Consider the following 19,693-nt stretch of genomic DNA (forward strand, 5'->3'; position numbering starts at 1 on the left):
CAGAAGTTGAGAAAAGGCAGAAATTCTGTGAAAAAGAGTAATCCTTTTTTCAGGACAACAATGAAAAGATTAACGACGGATTTTTATGCATGACGGTGCAGGAACGGAACCGTTGTGCGAGGAAGAAAAACGTCGTCTGGAAAAATACAGAAGCCGTATGAACGAAGGAAATAGCGGCTGTACAACAAGAAACAGGAGGATTTTATGATATTATCCTGCAGCAATATCTGCAAATCGTTCGGAAGCGACGATATTATCAAGAACGCTTCCTTTCATATTGAAGATCATGAAAAAGCGGCGATCGTCGGCATCAACGGCGCCGGAAAATCAACATTGTTAAAGATCATCGTGGGTGAGCTGGCACCGGATTCCGGCGAGGTCGTGCTGGGAAGCGGAAAGACACTTGGATATCTCGCACAGAATCAGGATCTTTTAAGCCACCGGACGATCTATGAGGAGATGCTCGATGCGAAAAAGTCGGTCATCGAGATGGAAAACCGGCTGAGAGATCTGGAAAATTCGATGAAAACGGCCTCCGGGGAAGCGCTGGAGACCATGATGAACCAGTACAGCCGCTTGAGCCACGAATTTGAGCTCATCAACGGCTATGCCTGGAAGAGTGAGATCGTCGGAGTCTTAAAGGGACTCGGATTTACGGAGGAAGAGTTTTCCAAACAGATCTCCACACTGTCCGGCGGACAGAAGACAAGAGTTTCTCTGGGTAAACTTCTTCTCACAAATCCGGACATCATTCTCCTCGATGAGCCGACGAACCACCTGGATATGTCCTCCATCGCATGGCTGGAGACATATCTCTTAAATTACCGCGGTGCGGTCCTGATCGTTGCCCATGACCGGTATTTCCTCGATAAGATCGTAACAAAGGTCATCGAGCTGGACAACGGACATGCGATCGTGTACTCCGGAAACTATACGGCCTACAGTGAGAAGCGGGCGCAGATGCGCGCGATCCAGATGAAGGCGTACTTAAACCAGCAGCAGGAGATCAAACATCAGGAAGCGGTCATCGAGAAATTGAAGTCCTTCAATCGGGAAAAGTCCATCAAGCGGGCGGAGAGCCGCGAAAAGATGCTCGATAAGATCGAGGTCCTGGAAAAGCCGTCGGAGGTCAACGATGCAATGGACATCCGCCTGGAGCCGAATATCCTGAGCGGAAATGATGTACTGACGGTCAACGGACTTGCGAAGTCCTTTGGCTCCCAGACCTTGTTTACGGACCTCAGCTTTGATGTCAAGCGCGGCGAGCGCGTGGCGATTATCGGGGATAACGGAACGGGAAAGACGACGATCTTAAAGATTATCAATGGTCTTGTCGAGCCGGATGCCGGTGAGATCATTCTGGGTTCCAGAGTCCACATCGGCTATTATGATCAGGATCATCAGGTCCTGCACATGGAAAAGACGCTGTTTGAGGAGATCTCCGACGCATATCCGGGAATGTCCAACACACAGATCAGAAGTACGCTGGCGGCGTTCCTGTTCACCGGGGATGACGTGTTTAAACGGATCGGGGATCTGAGCGGCGGTGAGAGAGGACGTGTGTCGCTTGCAAAGCTCATGCTCTCCGAGGCGAACTTCCTGATCCTCGATGAGCCGACAAACCATCTGGATATCACATCGAAGGAGATTCTGGAGAACGCGCTGAGCCACTACGGCGGAACTGTGCTCTATGTCTCCCATGACCGTTATTTTATCAACAAGACCGCGACGAGGATCCTGGATCTCACCGGAAAGCGGATGATGAATTATATCGGAAATTACGATTATTATCTGGAAAAACATGACGCGATGATGACGGCCCATTTCGGAAACGAGGCGCCGGAGAGTGCCGGCGGGATCGTCGGATTCGGCGCGTCGAAGACAGGAGCGGCGGCGGAGACTGCCGGAAAGGCTGTGGAGAATCCGGCAGCGGATGCCGGCGGAAAGCTCGACTGGAAGGCTCAGAAGGAAGAACAGGCCCGCCAGAGAAAACGCCAGAACGATTTAAAGAAGGTCGAGGATGAGATCCACAAGCTGGAGACAAGAGACGGGGAGATCGACGGCCTCCTCTGCGATGAGAGCGTATTCTCCGACGTTGCGAAACTCATGGAGTTAAACAAGGAAAAAGAGGAGATCGCAGGAAAACTGGAAGTTCTCTATGAAAAGTGGGAAGAACTTGCAGAATGATCATGACTGTCTAACAGCCCGCGCTGCAAAAGGGGCAGGCTTTTATACAGAGTGAGCTCTCGGCCCTGTGGGAATGCAGGATTGAATGCTTACGAATACAGACATACTCAAAGGAAAATGCTTCGTCCGGTCTGGGGAGATTTCGGGCGGGGCATTTTTCCGTCTGGGCAGTTTGCGCATTTTACTGACAAAGATTTGACAAATAATATAGATATAGGTATAATAAAAGACAGCGTTATACTGAGAAGGTGGAACTAGAAAATGACAGACGAGAGACAGATCTCAAAGGCGGTAATCTCAAGACTTCCGCGTTATTACAGATATCTGGGCGAACTGATGGAGGAGGGGATCGAGAGGATCTCTTCCAACGAACTGAGTGCCAGAATGAAGGTGACAGCGTCCCAGATCCGTCAGGATCTTAACAATTTCGGCGGCTTTGGACAGCAGGGATACGGATACAATGTGAAATATCTCTACACCGAGATCGCGAGGATCCTGGGGATCGACAGACAGCACAACCTCATTATCATCGGTGCCGGAAACTTAGGTCAGGCGATCGCCAACTATACAAATTTTGAGAAGCGCGGCTTTATGATCAAGGGAATGTTCGATATCAACCCGCGCCTGATCGGTCTTGTGGTCCGCGGAGTCGAGATCCGCGGGATCGATGACCTGGAGCAGTTTATTGTCGACAATGAAGTACAGATCGCGGCTCTCACGATCCCGAAGTCCAAAGCACCGGAGATCGCGGAGCGCCTGGTAAAAGCCGGGATCAAGGCGATCTGGAATTTTGCCCATACAGACTTAAATGTGCCGGATGATGTAGTCGTTGAGAATGTACATCTTTCCGAGAGCCTAATGCGTCTTTCCTACCGTGTCTGCAGCATGCAGGATGAGCGGGAGCGGAAAGCAAAGGAAAAAGCAGAACAGACGGGAACCAATGAGACATGTTGATTGGAGTTGGCTGTGATTTGATCGAAATTGAGCGTGTGAAAAAAGCCTGTGAAAAAGAGGCTTTTTTGACGCGTATCTATACCGAGCGCGAGCGCCGGCAGGCAAAGGGTGATCCCCGGGTCCTTGCCGGCACTTTTGCGGTTAAAGAAGCAGTAGCGAAGGTGTTTGGAACGGGATTCCGGGACTTTATGCCGGTCCATGTGGAGGTCTTAAGGGACCCGCTTGGAAAGCCGTATGTCGAACTTCATGCGGGAGCAGAGATGAAGGCGGAGGAGCTCGGGATCAGGACGATTCAAGTGTCGATCTCTGACACGAAGGACCATGCGATGGCGTTTGCCGTCGGAGAGGGGGATGCCGGATGAAAGCAGTTCTGAGCGGAAAAGAAATGAAAGCGTTTGACACCAGGTCCATCAGGGGGTACGGGATCCCGTCCCTGGTGCTGATGGAGCGGGCGGCTCTTGCCGTTGCGGAGAAAGCGGAAGAGATCCTTAAGAGAGAACAGGCAGAGACAGTCTGGTCCGTCTGCGGTTTTGGAAATAACGGGGCAGACGGAGTGGCCGCCGCCAGGATGCTGTTCTTAAAGGGATATGATGTGAAGATCCTGTTCCCGGGACGGGACGGAAAAGGGAGCGAAGAGCTGGAAGCCCAGTTAAATATCGTGAAAAGGCTGGGGATCCCGGTGATGACGGCGGAAGAACTGCCGGATGCAGAAGAAAAACGATCCCCGGCGCATCCGTTTGCAAAGACGGTGACAAAGGCGAACGCATGCCGCGGCGTGATCCTCGATGCGGTCTTCGGGATCGGTCTTTCGAGAAATGTGGAAGGTGCATACAAAAAGCTCATTGACTGGATCAACCGCAATGAGGATATGAAGACGATCGCTGTGGACATTCCCTCCGGCATCAGCTCCGACACAGGAGAAGTCATGGGGGACGCGGTCCGCGCGGATGTGACGGTCACTTTCGGAATGAAAAAGCTCGGACAGGTTCTGTTCCCGGGAAGAGAATACTGCGGAGAGCTTCTGGTCAGGGACGTCGGTTTTGTGCCGGAGAGCAGCGCGGAGCAGGAAAAACACGTGCAGATGCTGGATCGGGAAGATCTTTTGAGGATCCCGGAAAGGACGCCGGATTCCAACAAGGGAACATACGGAAAAGTCCTCGTGATGGCGGGGGCAAAGAACATGGCGGGAGCAGCCTGCCTCTCCGCGAGAGCGGCATACCGGATGGGAGCCGGACTCGTGAAGATCTTTACACCGGAGGAAAACAGGATCATCGTCCAGGAAAAACTCCCGGAGGCGATCCTTTCCAGTTACGATGCGAGAGAAGCCGGAAAAGATCCGGAGAGCTTTGCGAGAAAGATCGCAAGGGAGACGGAATGGGCGGATGTGATCGTTCTGGGGCCGGGGATCGGCATGGAGGATCATGCGCGGCTCATGGTGGAAAACGTCTTAAAGGACGCGTATGTGCCGATCATTCTTGACGCGGACGCGCTGAATCTCGCCGCGGAGTACCGGGAACTCACCGGTTATTTTACAGAAAATATCATCGTGACGCCGCATATGAAGGAAATGTCGCGGCTCACAGGAATTCAGATAGAGGAGATCAAGGAAAATCCGATCCGTGCAGCGAGAGAGTTTGCAGATCAGTACGGAGTGGTCTGCGTCTTAAAGGACGCGGCGACCGTGATCGCGGGAAGAGACGGAAAGACCTTTGTCAATGGAAGTGGGACGTCCGCTATGGCAAAGGGAGGTTCCGGGGATGTTCTGACCGGTGTGATTGCGGGACTGATCGCGCTGGGGCTTGAGGAGAGCGATGCGGCTTCCCTCGGAGTCTATGTGCACGGTCTGGCAGGGGAAAAGGCGGCGAAGCGCTTCGGCGTTCACGCAGTCCTTGCCGGGGAGATCGCGGATTGCCTTTCGGAGGATAGAGAAAATGAAATTTGACAGAATTTATACAGAGATCGATCTGGGTCATATAGAGGAAAACATGGAGGCGATGGAGAAAAATCTCCGCCCGGGGACAAAGATGTACGGAGTCGTGAAAACGGATGCTTACGGACACGGCGCCGTTCCGGTCGCGAAGACGATTGACCGCTTTGTATGCGGATATGCGGTCGCGACCGTTGAGGAAGGTGTGCAGCTGCGGAAACACGGGATCACGAAGGAGATCCTGATCCTCGGTCCGGTCGCTGCTCCGAGATACGAGGAGTGCATCCGGCAGGAGCTCTGCATGCCGGTCTTTGAACTGGATAAGGCAGAGGGAATGTCAGAAGCTGCAGAAAAGCTGGAAAAGACAGCCCACGTCCATATCGCGGTGGATACCGGAATGAGCCGGATCGGACTCAGACCGGACACGGCGTCCGTGGAGATGGTAAAAAAGATCGCGGCGCTTCCGGGAGTGAAGATCGACGGCATGTTCACGCATTTTGCGAGAGCGGATGAGGCGGATAAGACTGGTGCGAGACAGCAGTATGATCGGTTTAAGAACTTCTGCGATGCTGTGAAGGCAGCAGGCGTGGAGGTTCCGGTCTGCCATTGCTCCAACAGCGCCGGGATCGTGGAGATGCAGGAGATGAACATGGATGCAGTCCGCGCCGGGATCACGATCTACGGTCTGTACCCGTCGGATGAGGTGAGAAAGGATATCCTCACGATGAAGCCGGCGATGGCACTGAAGAGCTTTATCACGTATATCAAGGAGATCGGGCCTGGAACTGAAGTCAGCTACGGAGGAACGTTCAAGGCAGACCGGACGATGCGGATTGCGACAGTCTCCGCCGGTTACGGGGACGGATATCCGAGAAACCTGTCCGGCCGCGGGGAAGTGCTGATCCACGGAAAGCGCGCGAAGATCCTCGGCCGCGTCTGCATGGACCAGTTCATGGTGGATCTTACCGGGATTCCGGAGGCCAAAGAGGGAGATCTTGTGACCCTGATCGGAAGAGACGGGGAGGAAGAGATCACGATGGAGGAGATCGCAGAGGTTTCCGGCGGCTTCCATTACGAGATCCCGTGTCTGATCGGAAAGCGGGTTCCGCGTGTGTATGTGAAGAACGGAAAGGTCCTCGGGATCATGAACTGCCCGGATGAGGAGTATGTCGGATTCTGACCGGCACGCCGCCGCGATTTCTGAATAAAATATCATAAGTGGGGAACAATCTGAATACGGAAATGTCAGGGAAGCTGTCAAAAAAGATATCGTTATGGCTTTGACAGCAGCCCCGGACTCTCCGCAGAAATTCAGACGGAGCGTGAGACTTGTGATCATCAGACGGGGCGATATTTATTATGCGGATCTAAGACCGGTGGTAGGTTCTGAGCAGGGAGGTGTGCGCCCTGTGCTCATCATCCAGAACGATGTGGGAAACAAACACAGTCCGACTGTGATCTGTGCGGCGATCACATCGAGGATGAATAAGGCGAAACTTCCAACTCATGTGGAGTTATCCGCGAGGGACTGCGACATGATGAAGGATTCGGTGATCCTCCTGGAACAGTTGAGGACCATCGACAAGCAGCGATTAAGGGAAAAGATCTGCCATCTTGACGGGGACCTGCTGGACCAGGTAAATGACGCATTGAAGGTCAGTCTGGAACTTGGCGGTTTTTGAGGACCGTGCGGGGAGAAAAAACTGCTACATAATCGCAGTTTGGCGCTGCAGTGCGCGGGCATGGAGGACCCGTGTACTGTAACGTGAAAAGTGATACGGCGGAATGATTCCTTGACGGGCATGGAAATAGATGTTATAGTGGACGAAATACGGAAAAAAGTAACTGAAAAAATAGGATAGTTATGGAAAGATAAAGGAGTGTTGGAAAATCTCATGGACGATGGCAATTCATGGATAGGAATTGTTCTGTTTGCCGCATCAGTGATCCTGTTTGCGGTGATGTACGGATTCGGTGCGGCCGTTCAGGCCCTGAACACCAGTGCGCTGGAGGATGAGCGCGACGAAGGAAACAAGCGGGCGGAAAAACTTTTAAAGATACAAGAAGACCCGTATCTCTTCATCCGCACGAACCAGCTCGCGACGAGTATCCTGACGCTTGCGATGGGCGCGTCCTCGCTGGCGTTTGTGGTAAAAAAACTCACGGCTTTAATCGGGACGCATACACAGATCCCGCATCCGGCAGCGGTGGGGATCGCCTACATTGCGGGACTCGTCGGGATCGCATTTCTGCTCACGGGGCTCGGGATCGTGATCCCGAAGCGCATCGCGGCAAAGAGCCCGATCCGCTTCTGTTATAAAGTTCTGCCGCTCGTGGAACTTGTGACAAAATGTCTCTTTCCGTTTGCGTGGCTGATGGACCAGTTTGCCTATATTTCCTTAAAGACGGTTGGGATCGATATCCGCGAGAAGGATGACAACGTGACTGAGGAAGATATCATGTACATGGTCAATGAAGGCCATGAACAGGGCGTTCTGGAGGCCAGCGAGGCGGAGATGATCACGAACATCTTTGAGTTTGACGATAAGGTGGCGGCGGATATCATGACACACAGGACCGCGGTCATCGCACTCGACGGGGAGATGACTCTGAAGGAAGCGCTCGATTTCGTTGTGAAGGAAGCAAATTATTCGAGATTTCCTGTTTATTCCGAAGATATCGACAATATCATCGGCATCCTTCACATGCGCGACATGCTCCACTATACGGATTCCAAGGACCATCTGAACACGCCGATCGCAAAGATCAAGGGCCTTTTGAGAAGTCCTCATTTCATCCCGGAGACGAAAAATATCAACGCTCTTTTTAAGGAGATGCAGTCCCAGAAGATCCACATCGAACTTGTGGTGGATGAGTATGGTCAGCTTGCCGGCATCGTCACGATGGAGGACATTCTCGAGGAGATCGTCGGAAATATCCTCGACGAGTACGATAAGGAAGAGCCGGATATCGTATCCCGGAAAAACGGTACATATGAGCTCACGGGTCTCACCCTTCTGGACGACGTGGAAGAGACGCTCGGAGTGGAATTTGATAAGGAAGATAAGGACAATTTTGATACCCTGAACGGTTTTATGGTATCGAGGATCGGACATATCCCGAAGGTTGGAGAGAAGGGAAGTGTCAGGATCGGGGATTACCTCTTAAAGATCATGAAGGTGGAGAACAAGGTGATCCAGACCGTTCTCGCGATCCCGCTTCCGAAGGAGAAGAGCGGAACAGAAGCGAAAAACGGGAACGAGATGAATGAGAAAACTGACAGGAAAAAATAAAAAAACATCCTGCGGCCGGTACATTGGGTACTGACTGCAGGATGTTCTTTTTTATTCAACAGGAAATTCCGATGGAACTTCCTGTTAAATAAAAAGGCACTGCGTGCCTAAGATGCGCACTCGCGCGAAGATGATGGTTGTCGCAAGCGACCGCGCTCGGCGCGAGAATGTGCCGAGGCACATTCTTTTCTATTCCTGGCTTCGGAAGTTAACGGTTCCGGTGGCCGGATCCATGGAATCTACGATCGCCAGGGACTCTAAGTGGTAGCCGAGATTTCGGATGACCTGTCCGCCGATCTGGAATCCTTTCTCGATCGCGATGCCGATTCCCTCAACGGTAGCGCCTGCGTCATGGACGATCGAGATCAGTCCCTGAAGCGCGTAGCCGTTCGCAAGGAAGTCGTCGATGATCAGAACGTGATCGTCCGGGGAAAGGAACTTTTTGGAGACGATAACCTGGTTCTTGCATTTATGGGTGAAGGATTCAACTTCCGCCACATACATTTCGCCGTCGAGGTTGATGCTCTGGGATTTCTTTGCAAATACGACCGGCACATGGAAGTGCATTGCCACGATACAGGCGATACCGATACCGGATGCCTCGATCGTCAGGATCTTGTTGATATTTTCATTGGCAAAACGGCGCTTGAATTCCGCACCCATCTCGTCAAAAAGCTCGATATCCATCTGATGGTTTAAAAAGCTGTCAACCTTTAATACGTTTCCTTCTTTTACCACACCGTCTTTTGCGATGCGCTCTTCTAAAAAGTTCATGTTTTCTCCTCCGTCAATCACTCTTTTTGAGTATCTTTGTATTGTATCCAATTATAGCAATATCGGGGAGAGATTACAAGATAAAAAGCGCGGGCCGTGGATGAGATAAAAAGTTATTTTTCGCAGGCAGGAATTTTCTGAATTGAAAATGCTGTATCATACAGTAGTGGTTGTCGGTTACTTTTCACGGGTAGGAATTTTCTGAACTGAAAATTCCGTATGATACAGTTGTGGTCGCAGATTTTGCCGATTCGGAATGCGGAGCATCGGCAAAATCCTGTTACAGTGCGCGGGCATAGAGTGCCCGTGTACTGTAACGGTTGCCGATTTGTTTATGAAATTTTAATGGCGGTCATACTTGCGGGGGCGGCGGGAGAGTGATATCATGGACAGACAACTGGAAAGCGGTTCACCAGCTGCAGCCAACAGATCAACGATAAAAAGGTTCCCGGCAGCAATTGGCGGGTGTGGAAAGGGATCATTACTTTTATGGATAAATATGAGGTTCTCAAACAATATTTCGGTTATGACACGTTCCGGGACGGGCAGGAGAAGATGATCGATGCGATCACTTCCGGCAGGGATGTGCTGGGGATCATGCCGACGGGCGCAGGAAAGTCCCTGTGTTATCAGATCCCGGCTCTGATGGCGGGGGCAAACGGGGGGATCACGCTGGTGATCTCGCCCCTGATCTCACTTATGAAAGACCAGGTCAGCGCCCTGAACCAGGCGGGCGTTCATGCTGCGTACCTGAACAGTTCCCTGACGGCGGGACAGTATTATAAGGCGCTCGGATATGCGAGAGAGGGACGGTATCCGATCATCTACGTCGCTCCTGAGCGGCTTCTGACTCCGGAATTTCTTGATTTTGCCGTCCATGCGAAGATCGCCATGGTGGCGGTCGATGAGGCGCACTGCGTCTCCCAGTGGGGCCAGGATTTCCGGCCAGGATACTTAAAGATCGAGGAATTCCTGCGGGCACTTCCGGAGCGCCCGGTCGTCAGCGCCTTTACGGCGACCGCGACTGCGGAAGTCCGGGATGACATTATCGATCTCTTAAAGCTGCAGGATCCGGTCGTGACGACGACGGGATTTGACCGCCCGAATCTCTACTTTGAGGTTCAGAGCCCGAAAGATAAATATGCGGCAGTAAAAACATATATCGAAGAACATGCAGGACAGTGCGGCATCGTCTACTGCCTGACGAGAAAACTCGTGGAGGAAGTGACGGAGAAGCTGATGAAGGACGGATTCTCCGTGACGAGATACCATGCGGGACTTTCCGACAGCGAGAGAAAGCAGAATCAGGAAGATTTTATCTTCGACCGCGCCCAGATCATGGTGGCGACAAACGCGTTTGGAATGGGGATCGACAAATCGAATGTCCGCTTTGTGATCCACTACAACATGCCGAAAAATATGGAGAGTTACTATCAGGAAGCCGGGCGCGCAGGGCGTGACGGGGAACCGGCGGACTGTCTGCTCCTGTACGGCGGGCGGGATGTCGTGACGAACCAGATGTTTATCGACAACAACCGTGACAACGAAGAGCTCGACGATGTGACAAGGCAGATCGTTGCGGAGCGCGACCGGGAACGGTTAAAAAAGATGACATTCTACTGCTTTACGAATGACTGCCTCAGGGAATATATTCTCCGGTATTTCGGGGAGTACGGAAGCGGATACTGCGGAAACTGTTCTAATTGTAAGACACAGTTTGAGGAGACGGATGTGACGGAGATCGCGAGAGCCATCGTCGGCTGCGTCGCGGAGTGCCGCGGGCGGTACGGGACAACGGTGATCCTCGACACGGTGCACGGAGCTTCGACGGCGAAGATCAGGAATTATCACATGGATGAAAATTCCTTTTACGGAAAGCTGGCAAAAGTCCCGGTCTACAGGTTAAGACAGGTTTTAAATTTTCTGCAGATAAAAGAATATCTGGTGGTGACCTCTGACGAGTACGCGATCGTGAAGCCGGGAAAGAATGCGGAAGCGCTTTTAAACGACGGTGAAACGGTCATGATGAAGCTTCCGAAGGAGCAGGAGAGAGTGAAGACGGGGAAGATCTCCGGCACGAAGAAGCCGAAGATGGCAGCCGGTACCGAGTCGTTTACGGAGGTGGAGACGACACTGTTTGACCGGTTAAAAGAACTGCGCCGTGAGATCGCGCGGGAGGAGAAGGTTCCACCGTATATCGTATTTTCCGATAAGACTCTGGTGCATATGTGTCTGATCAGACCGAAGAATAAGGAAGAAATGCTGACGGTCTCCGGAGTCGGGGAATTTAAGTATGCGAAGTATGGGGAGAGATTCCTGAAAGTTTTTGCGGATAAAACGGATTCCGTTTCCTGACAAAAATCGTCTGACAAATTGTGGAAAACCTACAATTATTGTGGGATATTGAGAAAAGGTTACTTTTCACGGATAGGAATTTTCTGAACTGAAAATTCCGTATGATAACGTTGTGGTCGTGGATTTTGCCGATTCGGAATGCGAAGCATCGGCAAAATCCTGCTACAGTGCGCGGGCATAGAGTGCCCGTGTACTGTAACAAGAAAAGGTAAAAACAGGAAAATCAAGCTTGACGAATCCGGCGTATAGGTGTATGATAAGGACAGTTTCACTTACATGCGTTAAAGCGTAACGCAACAACGCATTTGAGAATGTGAGATCCCGTCTGAAGGGGAGGATCTATAGATCCTGAAAATGACAGCGGGATGTTACAAAAAAGAAAAACTGAGGGGAGATCGATATTATGAAAAAAGTAACAGCACTTGCAATGGCGGCCGTTGTAGCGGCTTCCGCATTAACCGGATGTGGATCCAGTTCCACAGCAGAGACAACAGCAGCTGCAGCAGAGACAACGACAGCAGCAGCGGCCGATTCCACAGAAGCAGCAAAAGAAGACGGAAAGACCTACAATGTGGGAATCTGCCAGTTAGTACAGCACCCGGCACTTGATGCGGCGACAGAAGGCTTCGAGGCTGCATTAAAAGATAAACTCGGTGACAATGTTAAATTTGATCTTCAGAACGCATCCGGCGATTCCGCTACCTGCGCAACGATCATCAACCAGTTCGTTTCCAACGATGTGGACCTGATCCTTGCAAATGCGACTGCAGCACTTCAGGCAGCGGCAGCAGGAACCAGCGAGATTCCGATTCTCGGAACTTCCATCACAGATTACGCGACAGCGCTTGATATCGACAACTGGACAGGTACGACAGGTCTCAACATCTCTGGTACCTCCGACCTTGCTCCGCTCGACCAGCAGGCAGCAATGTTAAATGAGCTGTTCCCGGATGCAAAGAATGTCGGCTTATTATACTGCTCCGCAGAGCCGAACTCCAAATACCAGGCAACAACCGTAAAAGGATATCTTGAGGATCTCGGATATACCTGTAAGGAATACACCTTCGCAGACTCCAACGATATCGCTTCCGTAACAACAACAGCAGCAGGCGAGAACGATGTTCTCTATGTTCCGACTGACAATACAGCTGCTTCCAATGCAGAGATCATAAACAATATCTGCCTTCCGGCGAAAGTTCCGGTAATTGCAGGTGAAGAAGGAATCTGCTCCGGATGCGGCGTTGCAACTCTTTCCATCGACTACTACGATATCGGATACAAAGCCGGTGAGATGGGCGCAGAGATCCTGATGGACGGCAAAGATGTAAAGGAAATGCCGATCGAGTTTGCACCGGAGGTAACAAAGAAATACAATAAGGCAAACTGTGAGGCACTTGGAATCACGGTTCCGGATGACTACGTTGTGATCGAAGAATAATAACGACTTGAAATTATGAGGACATCAGGGTGGCAAACAGCAAAAACTTTTGTCACCCTGTTTGTTATCATTAGCCATAGGAGGAAAGAAACGTGAATTTTGCAACATTGTTTAATGCATTGCCGGGTGCCTGTGCACAGGGACTCATCTGGGGCATCATGGCGATCGGCGTTTATATTACATATAAGATCCTCGATCTTGCAGACCTTACCGTGGACGGAACCATGTGTACGGGAGGTGCTGTCTGCATCATTTTCATGTTAAACGGACATTCTGTGGGAGTGTCCCTGTTTGCGGCGTTTATCGCGGGAATGATCGCGGGCCTTGTGACCGGAATCTTTCACACGGCGATGGGGATCCCGGCGATCCTTGCGGGAATCCTGACCCAGCTTGGTCTCTACTCCATCAACCTCCGCATTATGGGCGGTAAGGCAAATCAGGCCATCAGTGTGGATAAGTATGATCTTTTAGTGTCTCTCCGTTATGTAAAGGGAGTCGCATTTTACAGGAACACGATCTTCGTGACGGCATTGATCATTGTGATCTTGATCGCGGTCCTCTACTGGTTCTTCGGAACAGAGATCGGATGCTCCATCCGTGCCACAGGTTCCAATCAGAACATGTCACGTGCCCAGGGCATCAATACCGATTTCACAAAGATCTTAGGTCTTATGATCTCTAACGGGATCGTTGCCTTTGCGAGCGGCTTATATGCCCAGTATCAGGGCTTTGCGGATGTCAACGCAGGCCGTGGCGCCATCGTGATCGGTCTCGCAGCCGTTATCATCGGTGAGGTCGTATTCGGAAAGATCAGCCAGAACTTCGGTTTCAAGTTGTTCTCCGTTGCCTTCGGCGCAATCATTTATTATCTGGTCCTTCAGGTCGTACTCTGGATGGGATTAAATTCCAACGATTTAAAACTCCTGTCTGCCCTTGTCGTTGCGGTATTCCTTGCGATCCCGTACATGAAAGGCAAATATTTCTCTAAACCGGTAAAAAGAGGAGGTGCACCTCGTGCTTGATCTTCACAGTATTTATAAAACCTTCAACGCGGGAACCGTCAATGAAAAGACTGCGTTAAACGGATTAAATCTTCATTTAAACGAAGGCGATTTTGTCACCGTCATCGGTGGAAACGGAGCCGGAAAATCTACCATGTTAAATGCAGTTGCAGGAACGTGGTTTGTGGATGAGGGAAAGATCACCATCGATGATATCGACGTGACAAAGCTCCCGGAGCATAAGCGTGCAAAGTATCTCGGACGTGTATTCCAGGATCCGATGACAGGAACGGCTGCCACCATGCAGATCGAGGAGAACATGGCCCTGGCGGCGAGAAGAGGAATGACGCGCTCCCTGAGACCGGGGATCACCGCGAAAGAGAGAGAATTCTACAGAGAACAGTTAAAGATTCTGGGACTTGGCCTGGAGGACCGCCTTACATCGAAGGTCGGTCTTCTCTCCGGCGGACAGAGACAGGCGCTGACACTTCTCATGGCAACCTTAAAAAAGCCGAGACTTCTTCTCTTAGATGAGCACACGGCGGCCCTCGACCCGAAGACGGCGGCGAAAGTCCTCGAGACGACGGATAAGATCGTAAACAGTGAACATCTGACCACTCTGATGATCACTCACAACATGCGTGACGCCATCGCACATGGAAACCGCCTGATCATGATGAACGCGGGCCATGTGATCTACGATGTGGCAGGTGAGGAGAAGAAGCACCTGACGGTTCAGGATCTTCTCGCGAAGTTTGAGGAAGCCGCGGGCGGCGCGCTCGCGAACGACCGGATGATCCTCTCATAGGCTTTTGAGATGCGGAATCAGAAGCGATATATTATATAGAAGAAACAGATCAGAAGATGGAAAGAGGCAGTCGATTTTGCGAAAATGCGGGACCGGCTGTCTTTTTTTATGCGGCAGTAAATGCAGCGAAAAATGGTAACTGTTCAGCAGGTCTGCACACTTGCTGCGTTGACTGTAATAAAATACAGGCTTAAAGGTACAAATATGTGGGCATACATTCTTTTATAGAAAAGACTGGATTTTTTTACAAAGACGTTGTATAAAGAAGATGCGGTCGAGAGGATGTGCAGCCGGCTGCAGTCAAAGGTGGCAGAGAGAATGTCGCTTTCAGGAGGAAAAATTTATGAGCAAATCTGCAAAAAATGATAAAACAAAGACAAATGTGATGCGGCTTTTAGATGCCGCAAAGATCTCGTATGAGTCAAAGGAGTACCCGGTGGATGAACATGACCTCTCCGGGAGCCATGCGGCTGACATGCTGGGAGTGGACCACGGGAGTGTGTTTAAGACTCTCGTGCTGAAAGGAGAGCGCACAGGTTTTCTCGTCTGCTGTATCCCGGTGGATGGCGAGGTGGACTTAAAAAAGGCAGCAAAAGCGGCAGGAGATAAGAAGGTGGAGATGCTTCCGATGAAGGATCTTTTGGCCACAACAGGCTATATCCGCGGCGGCTGTTCCCCGATCGGCATGAAGAAAAAGTTCCCGACATTTATCGATGAAGCGGCTTTAAATTATGAAACGATCGCGGTCAGCGCCGGCCAGAGAGGCTTTCAGGTCCTGCTTTCCCCGCAGGCTCTTGCGGACTATGTCGGGGCAAAACTTCTGGATCTTCAGCAAAATTAGTTGACATAACTGAAAACGTTATGGGAAACCACTCAAAAATGGGAGCTCAATATTTAACAAAATTGTAATATTTGCAATATTTTATACTTGCCAATACTACCAAAAATCCAGATTTTGTGCGGATTATATTTGGAAAAACTATTAAAAAAATGTAACAATCTTTAAAAAACAGGCTGTAAAATGTAACAAAGTTGTGCAGGACTTATTGACATTCGCCCCCTCATTCTCCTATAATCACAGACACCGGCCGGAAAACGGTCGGAATGAACAACCGGCGACAGGACGGAGAAAGAGGGTATTCAAATGAATCCATGGAACTCATTTCTTCAGACAGTCTTTCAGTTTGTGAAATCACTCTTCGGCGGTGTGACAAAGAAGATGCACCGGAATGCGGCAGTCCTCACGATGGGCGCAACACTGATCGCAGTGATTCCATTTACAGCGGTGGACTTCCAGGGCGGAGGCAAAAACGCGATCGTCGCGTATGCCGAGACGCAGGGAGGTTCGGATGAAGACAGTCTGGAGGAGACAGAAGATACTGCTCTTCCGGAAACAGACGGAAATGTTTTAGAGGATGAGACGACAGCGGATGAAGCATCATCCGCAGAGACGGAAGCAGATATCAGGACAGAAACAGAAAATACAGAGACGAAAGAGGAGAGCATCACAGAGCCTGCTGCAGGATCGGAAAATGCGGACACGGATCATGGTCCGGAAGAAGCTGTAGAAACAGAAACTGCGGCTGCGGCGGATGAAGTGAGCGGGATCACGCAGGCAGAGCCGGAAACAGAGGTGTCCGGGGAAGCCAGGGTACAGGCGGCAGCAGAAGAGACCGTCGTGGCAGAGGAACCTGCAAGAGAAGCGTTCACGGGGTATTCCGAAAGCGACTACAATGTTCTTCTCCGGATCGTTCAGGCGGAAGCCGGAAACTGCGACATCGAAGGACGTGTCATGGTGGCAAACGTGATCTTAAACCGTGTGGAGGACGATGCATTCCCGAACACGATCACGAAAGTCGTTTACCAGAAGCACCAGTTTTCCCCTGTGGGAAACGGATCCATCAAGCGTTGCAAGGTCACGGCCGAGACCGTAGAGGCAGTCGAGAGGGCACTTTCGGGTGAAGATCTGACAGACGGCGCCCTGTATTTCATGAACCGGCGGGCATCCTCCAGGAAGAACGCGAGCTGGTTTGACAGACATCTGGAATTCCTGTTTAAACATGGAAATCACGAGTTTTTCCGGTAAAAACTCCGGGTCAGATAAAAGGATTAGAATAAAAAAGGATAAGGGAAAAGCGGCATGCGACAGGCGGTGAAGATCGTTTTGGGGCATGCCGCTTTTTACAATTGACATTTATACTCCGCCATGGGATAATAAGACACTGGTATCGCAGAAATACCTGTGAAATTGAAATATGGAAAAACGGTTTCGCCGTGAGCAGGAGAAAATATATGCGGCGGAACGATGATATTGGAATACATGAAAGAGGAAACAGAATGAAGTTAAAAAAAGTTTTTTTCGACCTTGACGGGACACTGACGGATTCCATGCCGGGGATCACGAAAGGCGTTCAGTATGCATTGAAGCATTATGGGATCCAGGTGGATGACCTGAATGTTTTAAAACCGTTTGTCGGTCCACCGCTCTCCGACAGTTTTAAGGAGTATTACAATTTCTCCGAGAAGGACGCGGAGGATGCGATCTACGTGTTCCGGGAATATTACGATGTGGAAGGATGGAAGGACAACGCACCGTTTGCCGGAGTTGAGGAGATGTTAAAGTCCTTAAAGGACGCAGGACTCGAACTCTATGTGGCAACTTCCAAGCCGGAGGTGACCGCAAAGCGCGTGCTGGAATATTTTCATCTGACAAACTACTTTAAATTCATCGGCGGCGCGTCCCTGGATGAAAAGCGCGTGAACAAGGATGACGTGATCCGGTATGTGCTGGAAGAAAACGGGATCGGCGAGGAAGAAAAGAAATCCGTGATCATGGTGGGCGACCGGAAACATGACGTGGAAGGCGCGAAGAAGACGGGACTTTCCGTGGTAGGCGTGCTTTACGGATACGGCAGCAGGGAAGAGCTTCAGGATGCCGGGGCAGATTATCTCTGTGAAACTTCAAGAGAGGTTGCAGAGCTGTTAAGATCGCTGGCTTTTGCAGATGGAAATTCCCTGAACTGAAAATTCTGTATGATACCGTTAAGGCCGCGGATTTTGCCGATCTGGAATGCGAAGCATCGGCAAAATCCTGTTACAGTGCGCGGGCATGGAGTGCCCGTGTACTGTAACAAAATTGTACGGTACCATGAAATGGAACTTGAAAAATGATCGATGATGCGCTATAATAGTTGTCAGTGAAAGGGAATGTGATTCCTGGGATGTTCGACACTCCTGTCTATTTTGAACCTACATTTTGACATACGGGATTCCTACATCCTTGAACGGATGCCAGGCCTCCATCGAGTGGAAGGCAGATGTTTAAGTGCGGATGCCCACCTAGCACTGCTAGGCGTCAATTATTCAGGAAACGGCATTTTGGGATTGCGAAAGATAAAAAAGCAGCGAGAGATCGCTGCTTCTTTTCGTTTAACAGGAAATTTGCCGATGCTCTGCATTCGTTCAGATTTTGCTAAGGCTCTTTTCTAAATATGAGAAGTATGGTATGATGATGCCATGGTCGACGGTACAAAATGGTTTCGATAGACGGAAAAAGAGAAGTAACTGCAAAGGAGAAACTTTTATATGAAAAATGAACGGTTTGAACGGTACATTTATACAGGTGTGACGGCGATCCTGGTATTGATCGCGGCGGTGTTCGTCGTGTTTCTGTTTCTGGAAAGGTCGGCGGTGTTTGCCTTTCTGGGAAAGGTTCGTTTTGTGCTTGCACCAGTGATCTATGGAGCGGTTCTGGCATTTTTAATGTCCCCGGTCTACAACTGGTGCTACCGGCTGACTGTGTATACAGGAAAGTCCGGGGAGCCAAAGGCAAGATTTAAAAATGAAAAACTGGGTGCTTTTTTCGGAAGAAGCGTGGGAACAGCTGTCAGCCTTGTATTTCTTTTGGCGGTGATCGTCAGTCTTTCCAGTATGATCATTCCGCAGCTGTATTCCAGTATCGTAGGGATCATCAATATGATGCCGGAATATTTCCAGAATGTGTATGACTGGCTGACGGATTTCTTCGTGAACAATCCTCCGGTGGAGCAGGCGATCTTAAATATTTATGAGCAGTCAGCCCAGTATTTCCAGAACTGGATGGAGACAGACCTGATGTCGAATCTCTCGAACTTCCAGAATTTCCAGAATATCGAGAAGATCCTCGGCGGTGTTTCCAGCGGTGTCATGAATCTGATCACCCTGACAAAAAATCTGCTGATCGGGCTGATCGTCATGATCTACCTGTTAAACATCAAGGAATCGCTCTCGGCTCAGGGAAAGAAATTTATCTATTCGATCCTGCCTTTGAAGGCGGCGAACATTGTAGTCGGAGAGTTCCGTTTTATCAAAAAAGCGTTTTCCGGCTTTATCATCGGAAAGCTGATCGATTCCCTGATCATCGGAATCCTCTGCTTTATCCTGATGAACCTGTTCAAACTCCCGTATGAGCTGCTGATCAGCGTGATCATCGGAGTGACGAACATTATCCCGTTTTTTGGACCTTTTATCGGGGCTGTACCGTGTGCGATCCTCGTATTCCTCATCAGTCCGAAACAGTGCCTTTACTTTATCGGTCTGATCCTGGTACTCCAGCAGTTTGACGGAAATATTTTAGGACCGAAGATCCTCGGAAACTCCACAGGCGTTTCCAGCTTCGGAGTCCTGTTCTCGATCCTGCTGTTTGGCGGACTGTTCGGATTTGTGGGAATGATCATTGCAGTTCCGCTGATGGCGGTCATCATCCACGTTTACAGACAGATCCAGGATCATTTTCTTGCGAAAAAGAATCTGAGTCAGGAAGAAAACGACTATGTAAAACTGGACCGCATTGACGAGAAGAGCGGTGAGTATATCAGGCGCACGGACAAACAGTAAGTCCGGATGTTTTCACGCGGGAAGAACCCGTGTACAGTGACCGGGCCGGGTTTGCCCGGGAAAGGAATTATGAACGAGAGT

Annotated in this window: 16 protein-coding genes and 1 other RNA gene; 16 read left to right on the plus strand and 1 reads right to left on the minus strand. The window is 50.4% G+C overall.

Annotated features, from left to right (window positions below; genetic code table 11):
- The first annotated feature begins 204 nt into the window (after positions 1-204).
- The 7 genes from abc-f to ACXMYH_RS06815 all read left to right on the plus strand — a co-directional run bounded on the left by abc-f (position 205) and on the right by ACXMYH_RS06815 (position 8,361).
- Positions 205-2,187 carry a ribosomal protection-like ABC-F family protein gene (gene abc-f / locus ACXMYH_RS06785; protein WP_215702843.1) on the plus strand — a complete coding sequence of 661 codons (1,983 nt, stop codon included), beginning with the start codon at positions 205-207 and terminating at the stop codon, positions 2,185-2,187.
- A gap of 261 nt (positions 2,188-2,448) precedes the next feature.
- The gene (locus tag ACXMYH_RS06790) at positions 2,449-3,141 is read left to right on the plus strand and encodes a redox-sensing transcriptional repressor Rex (protein ID WP_118531806.1); all 693 of its coding nucleotides are present in this window, start codon (positions 2,449-2,451) and stop codon (positions 3,139-3,141) included.
- 17 nt (positions 3,142-3,158) lie between these two features.
- Positions 3,159-3,503: a holo-ACP synthase gene (gene acpS / locus ACXMYH_RS06795; protein WP_486555760.1), complete on the plus strand. Its 345-nt coding sequence runs from the start codon at positions 3,159-3,161 to the stop codon at positions 3,501-3,503.
- Entirely contained in the window at positions 3,500-5,083 is a 1,584-nt protein-coding gene (locus tag ACXMYH_RS06800; RefSeq protein WP_486555761.1) for an NAD(P)H-hydrate dehydratase, read from the plus strand. Before acpS ends, ACXMYH_RS06800 begins: the two co-directional genes overlap by 4 nt.
- Positions 5,073-6,248: an alanine racemase gene (gene alr, locus ACXMYH_RS06805; RefSeq protein WP_118531800.1), complete on the plus strand. Its 1,176-nt coding sequence runs from the start codon at positions 5,073-5,075 to the stop codon at positions 6,246-6,248. Before ACXMYH_RS06800 ends, alr begins: the two co-directional genes overlap by 11 nt.
- Positions 6,249-6,399: 151 nt before the next feature.
- Entirely contained in the window at positions 6,400-6,750 is a 351-nt protein-coding gene (locus ACXMYH_RS06810; protein ID WP_118531922.1) for a type II toxin-antitoxin system PemK/MazF family toxin, read from the plus strand.
- Positions 6,751-6,963: 213 nt separating this feature from the next.
- Positions 6,964-8,361, plus strand: coding sequence for a hemolysin family protein (locus tag ACXMYH_RS06815; RefSeq protein WP_215702839.1), 1,398 nt, complete (start codon positions 6,964-6,966; stop codon positions 8,359-8,361).
- A 189-nt stretch (positions 8,362-8,550) separates the two neighbouring features.
- Here ACXMYH_RS06815 and ACXMYH_RS06820 read toward each other — a convergent pair whose 3' ends face one another.
- Entirely contained in the window at positions 8,551-9,135 is a 585-nt protein-coding gene (locus ACXMYH_RS06820; RefSeq protein ID WP_118531796.1) for a xanthine phosphoribosyltransferase, read from the minus strand.
- A gap of 489 nt (positions 9,136-9,624) precedes the next feature.
- On the opposite strand from ACXMYH_RS06820, the gene recQ reads away from it, so the two are divergent.
- The 9 genes from recQ to ACXMYH_RS06865 all read left to right on the plus strand — a co-directional run bounded on the left by recQ (position 9,625) and on the right by ACXMYH_RS06865 (position 19,612).
- Positions 9,625-11,490 (plus strand): DNA helicase RecQ, encoded by a 1,866-nt coding sequence (gene recQ / locus ACXMYH_RS06825; protein ID WP_118531794.1) that lies wholly within the window; start codon positions 9,625-9,627, stop codon positions 11,488-11,490.
- Positions 11,491-11,893: 403 nt separating this feature from the next.
- Positions 11,894-12,928: an ABC transporter substrate-binding protein gene (locus ACXMYH_RS06830; RefSeq protein ID WP_118531792.1), complete on the plus strand. Its 1,035-nt coding sequence runs from the start codon at positions 11,894-11,896 to the stop codon at positions 12,926-12,928.
- Positions 12,929-13,086: 158 nt separating this feature from the next.
- Positions 13,087-13,950 carry an ABC transporter permease gene (locus tag ACXMYH_RS06835; RefSeq protein WP_486555854.1) on the plus strand — a complete coding sequence of 288 codons (864 nt, stop codon included), beginning with the start codon at positions 13,087-13,089 and terminating at the stop codon, positions 13,948-13,950.
- Entirely contained in the window at positions 13,943-14,737 is a 795-nt protein-coding gene (locus tag ACXMYH_RS06840; RefSeq protein ID WP_405580914.1) for an ABC transporter ATP-binding protein, read from the plus strand. Before ACXMYH_RS06835 ends, ACXMYH_RS06840 begins: the two co-directional genes overlap by 8 nt.
- Before the next feature lie 343 nt (positions 14,738-15,080).
- Positions 15,081-15,578: a Cys-tRNA(Pro) deacylase gene (gene ybaK / locus ACXMYH_RS06845; RefSeq protein ID WP_118531786.1), complete on the plus strand. Its 498-nt coding sequence runs from the start codon at positions 15,081-15,083 to the stop codon at positions 15,576-15,578.
- A gap of 303 nt (positions 15,579-15,881) precedes the next feature.
- Positions 15,882-16,823 (plus strand): cell wall hydrolase, encoded by a 942-nt coding sequence (locus ACXMYH_RS06850; RefSeq protein WP_142411216.1) that lies wholly within the window; start codon positions 15,882-15,884, stop codon positions 16,821-16,823.
- Positions 16,824-17,074: 251 nt separating this feature from the next.
- Entirely contained in the window at positions 17,075-17,761 is a 687-nt protein-coding gene (locus ACXMYH_RS06855) for an HAD family hydrolase (RefSeq protein ID WP_486555762.1), read from the plus strand.
- A 186-nt stretch (positions 17,762-17,947) separates the two neighbouring features.
- A non-coding RNA gene (gene ssrS, locus ACXMYH_RS06860) (6S RNA) lies at positions 17,948-18,126 on the plus strand.
- 196 nt (positions 18,127-18,322) lie between these two features.
- Positions 18,323-19,612: an AI-2E family transporter gene (locus ACXMYH_RS06865; protein ID WP_118531782.1), complete on the plus strand. Its 1,290-nt coding sequence runs from the start codon at positions 18,323-18,325 to the stop codon at positions 19,610-19,612.
- Positions 19,613-19,693 lie beyond the last annotated feature (81 nt).

This window comes from Pilosibacter sp. NGB245, assembly GCF_057397225.1.

What these genes read in the sequence shown, in the direction of transcription:
- abc-f (WP_215702843.1), top strand. Translation starts at nt 205, where the DNA reads ATGATATTATCCTGCAGCAATATCTGCAAATCGTTCGGAAGCGACGAT.
- ACXMYH_RS06790 (WP_118531806.1), top strand. Translation starts at nt 2,449, where the DNA reads ATGACAGACGAGAGACAGATCTCAAAGGCGGTAATCTCAAGACTTCCG.
- ACXMYH_RS06800 (WP_486555761.1), top strand. Translation starts at nt 3,500, where the DNA reads ATGAAAGCAGTTCTGAGCGGAAAAGAAATGAAAGCGTTTGACACCAGG.
- alr (WP_118531800.1), top strand. Translation starts at nt 5,073, where the DNA reads ATGAAATTTGACAGAATTTATACAGAGATCGATCTGGGTCATATAGAG.
- ACXMYH_RS06815 (WP_215702839.1), top strand. Translation starts at nt 6,964, where the DNA reads ATGGACGATGGCAATTCATGGATAGGAATTGTTCTGTTTGCCGCATCA.
- ACXMYH_RS06820 (WP_118531796.1), bottom strand. Translation starts at nt 9,135, where the DNA reads ATGAACTTTTTAGAAGAGCGCATCGCAAAAGACGGTGTGGTAAAAGAA.
- recQ (WP_118531794.1), top strand. Translation starts at nt 9,625, where the DNA reads ATGGATAAATATGAGGTTCTCAAACAATATTTCGGTTATGACACGTTC.
- ACXMYH_RS06830 (WP_118531792.1), top strand. Translation starts at nt 11,894, where the DNA reads ATGAAAAAAGTAACAGCACTTGCAATGGCGGCCGTTGTAGCGGCTTCC.
- ACXMYH_RS06835 (WP_486555854.1), top strand. Translation starts at nt 13,087, where the DNA reads ATGGCGATCGGCGTTTATATTACATATAAGATCCTCGATCTTGCAGAC.
- ybaK (WP_118531786.1), top strand. Translation starts at nt 15,081, where the DNA reads ATGAGCAAATCTGCAAAAAATGATAAAACAAAGACAAATGTGATGCGG.
- ACXMYH_RS06850 (WP_142411216.1), top strand. Translation starts at nt 15,882, where the DNA reads ATGAATCCATGGAACTCATTTCTTCAGACAGTCTTTCAGTTTGTGAAA.
- ACXMYH_RS06855 (WP_486555762.1), top strand. Translation starts at nt 17,075, where the DNA reads ATGAAGTTAAAAAAAGTTTTTTTCGACCTTGACGGGACACTGACGGAT.
- ACXMYH_RS06865 (WP_118531782.1), top strand. Translation starts at nt 18,323, where the DNA reads ATGAAAAATGAACGGTTTGAACGGTACATTTATACAGGTGTGACGGCG.